The sequence below is a fragment of the Microcoleus sp. B9-D4 genome, assembly GCF_036705105.1.
Classification (GTDB): Bacteria; Cyanobacteriota; Cyanobacteriia; order Cyanobacteriales; family Microcoleaceae; genus Microcoleus.
This window is the reverse complement of the sequence record NZ_JAUBTS010000137.1, coordinates 1-3,638: the sequence shown is the minus strand read 5'-3', so window position 1 is coordinate 3,638 and position 3,638 is coordinate 1. Positions and strand designations below refer to the sequence as shown.

At 46.4% G+C, this 3,638-nt stretch carries 1 pseudogene; it reads right to left on the bottom strand.

What is annotated here, in order from left to right:
- Positions 1 to 3,638: pseudogene (locus QUB24_RS32940) on the bottom strand (hypothetical protein); the annotation flags it as partial.

Here is a 3,638-nt window from a genome sequence, read left to right as displayed (position 1 = left end):
TCGAGTATGGTGTTTTCAACTGAGTTGGGTCGGTTTAAGTTGGGATAGGTAATTTGGTCGCAGATGCACTCATCGTCTGAGAGGTTATTAGTTGTTGGGGTGGGAGTAGGTGTTTCCGATGGTGTGGGTGTTTCCGAGGCTGTTTCCGATGGTGTTGGTGTGTCGGAGGCTGTTTCTGATGGGGTCAGAGCGATCGGTGTTGGTGTGACGGGTGTGGTGCCAGTGTCAGTGCCGGTTTCGGTAGAGTCCTCCGAGCCATATTGTACGTTTTTGACAGTCAGGGGGCTTTCAACATTCGCCTCTGCAATCATCTTGTCAAAAGCAGCACCCGTGTTTTCAGCAAGCGCCTCCTCAATGTTCTTCGTACCAGCCCCCACTTGCTGGAGGTCTTTAGCCACCTCAGCTAACATCGCCTTTTCCACTTGAGCGAGGCGAAGCGCCGCCTCTGCGATCGAGATATTACTGGCTGCAATATCGCTGATGCGCTGATTGCCAGCAGCAATGATTTTTGCCACATTGCCTGCTAGACTGGCAACTTCTGGCTTTTGCACGCTTTGGGCAACTGACTCAATCAACTTCTGCAACAGAGCCGGATCGCTCAAGTTTACAGGAGTTCCCGGCTCTACAACCTTAGATAGCTCTCCGATGACTTTTGTGGCAATCTCCACCTTAGAAAGATTGGAAGCACTGGCAAATAAATTGGTCACCAAGACAATTGCAACTTGAACCTGAACGTGCGGGCTGTAGATAATTAACCCAGTAAGTTCATTGTCCCGCATCGCTTCGATGGCATCGTAATTGCCCAAGTCAACATCTGCCGGAATTCCCAAAGCCGCCTGCACCTTGGCTTGAGCCTCTTCTGCATCCATTCCTTTGCGCTCTAACTCGCTGACCAAGGTCGTAAGCGGAGTGATGGTCGTACCTTCAGAAGCAAACAGGGGCGTTTCCAGAGGCAAATTCGTGGCAGTATTGATGCCACCAATTCCCACCACCCGGCCCTCTTCCGGGTCTAGGAAACCGCTTTGGTTAGTATCGAAATTGGGAACAAAAATATCTAAATCATAGGTACCGTCAGCGTTAGTAATCGTAAAGGGTTCGTCGGGATCTAAAATTCCATTAAAGTTGGCATCGAAGAAAACCTCAGCCCCAGTCACTTCACTGTTAAATAATTTTCCAAGGGTTTTACCGAAAGATTTGCCTACCTTAGCGACTGCCTTCACACCACTGCTAAAGCTCTGAACGGTATCCTTAATAGCCGCTTTAGGACCTTGGCTAATCATGTTGAAGGGTAGAGTCAGCACTGAACCCACAACGTTTCTGCCAGTGTTAGCTAACTTATTGATCGGTTCTAATATGGGAGCCGGCAAAATCTTTTTGATAACAGGGTTATCTGTTATAGCAACAGCTAAGTTTAAAGCGCGGTAAGCCGGATTGAAATTCAAATAGGTCTTGCCCGTAGCCTCAGCAATTCCTCTAACTGTAAAGGATTTTGGCAGAACTGGAAAGGGAACAAACACATCGAACAAGCTGGGAGATTTTGATGTCCCTTGGGGGGCGGTGGAGTTTCCAGTTTCCCAACCAAATTTTGCCAGTGGGAAAGTTGCCAGGTTGTTCTGGTACAGGGTTGTCTTTAACGGCCCAATACCTGCTGTGGCTCGAATATCCAACGAACCATTAATTGTGCCGGAAACTGAATTGATGATATTCCAAGGTTGGGCGCTGTTGAGGACAGTATCTATCTCGGAAGCTCGCAATTTTCCATCACTTTTACCTTCTCGCTCTCCAACATCTCGCAAATCGACGTTGACATTTCCCTTGATTCCGCCCAGGATGTAAAAATCGGCTACCTTAATATCTGGGCCAGCTTTGGCAGCGAGATTTGCGGAGAGTGTCAGTTCTGGAACATCTTGGCCAGTTCCGTCAGCGTTCTTGCGATCGCTGACATAAAAGCCATCTCTTAACAATTGGATTTTATCCGAGGCGTAGTTCGTTGCTTTCCACTGTTGCAGTCCGTAGGTGTCATAGCCAAATTTTAGGTCAGCCTTTGCTTTCAAGTTTCCTTCAAAGCCTACACTCACCGGTGGGAAAGGAGGCAGAGGCTTTGTAATATTTATCGGCACATCCAAATCCAGATTGTCCAAATTCAGGGTCACAATTGGGACATCTGGTTTGCCTAAAAGTAGCTGGATGGCTGTTTCTGGCTTAGTGATAATTGGCACGTCCAGTCCATCAACCACCTCTAACGCTGTCAGAAGTGCGGCAGCTTTCGGATCTTTTTTCTTAAGCTCTTCCTTGCCTATTTTAACGATAGCTTTAGCCTGCGGAGATGTTTTCTCGAACTCTTCTATCCGTTTTAACGGGTTGTAATTATCTAGTTTAAAAGAGCCGAGATCCATCAAAATAGTCTCATTGTTTTTGATGGAATCGTTAACCAGCTTAGTCACCCGGTCTAACTTGACGATTGTTTCTATGAAGCCAGTGGATATTGGTCGGCCTGACAAACTGGAAAGGGTAGATACCATTTCGATGACACTGACCCGCTTCCGGTTGCCATCTATATCCTTAAACAAATTCTCCAGCCCGATTTTGGAAAATATCTGCGTGTCCGCATTTAGGAAATCAATAACTGGCCGAAAGGGTTTAAGAACCTGGTCAACCTTAGTGAAAACAGGTTGGGCAATGCCGGTTATAAATTCGCCAAAATCCAGTTTTGCATTATTGACCTCAACATTGGGTATGCTAGCAGAACTGACGGATTTACCGTTGACGTAATCAGCTTTTGGAAACCCGAACTTCATCTCGAAGACCAAGTTGGGGAATGCTTTGCTGACCACATTTGTCCGGCCTTTCAGGCTCAGATCCCCACTGGTGGAGAAGGTAGACTGTGATAAGTTTTGCGGGTTGTAGGAACTATTGAGTTCTGCCTCGGTCAGGCGATCGCCATCATTGATACCTCCCAGATTATCTAAGTCATTCAGCTTGAGCTGATATGTCCCGCCAATTTGAGTGCGCTTGCCTTGGGTGGTATTTTCGTTGAGGGTGGCTGGGAAAAATCCTAGTTTTGCAGAAGTCTTGAACGAGTCATTTAGACCAAACCCCAGGTTAGTCGTCAGATTCGTTTTGGTGGTATCGATATAGTGGCCAAAAGTTTTGCTGTTACCCAGGCTGAAGTTTAACTGATAATCGAGGTTGGCATTGCCATTACCATCGGCGTTAAAGCCAAGGGCAGGCATTCCTAAATCTTTGAGGACGCTAACTGTACCGAGTTGATATTTCCGGCCTACTGCAATATCCCAGGTGCTTTCCTCGTTAGTGGTATTCTTTTGAACCCTAATGTTGAAGTTAGTTCCTAGAGAACTCCGCAGGTTTGTTTGTAACTGCTCTGCCGTTAAATCACTCCCTGTTTTGAGCGCATTAACCAGGCCATTTTTGAAGCTACCAATAAAATCTTGATTGAGGTTCTGGAAGGGACCGATGATGGGAATCTTAATACTTTCCTGTTCTTTTTTAAGAATTTCATCCAGCTTGGTTAATCCAGTTTCTACAATGGAAAAAACCTTAGTATCAGCGGCGACAGCCGTGGTGAAATTCCAAGCAGTTGCACCTGTAGTACCGGCATAATTATTACCAGCTAAATC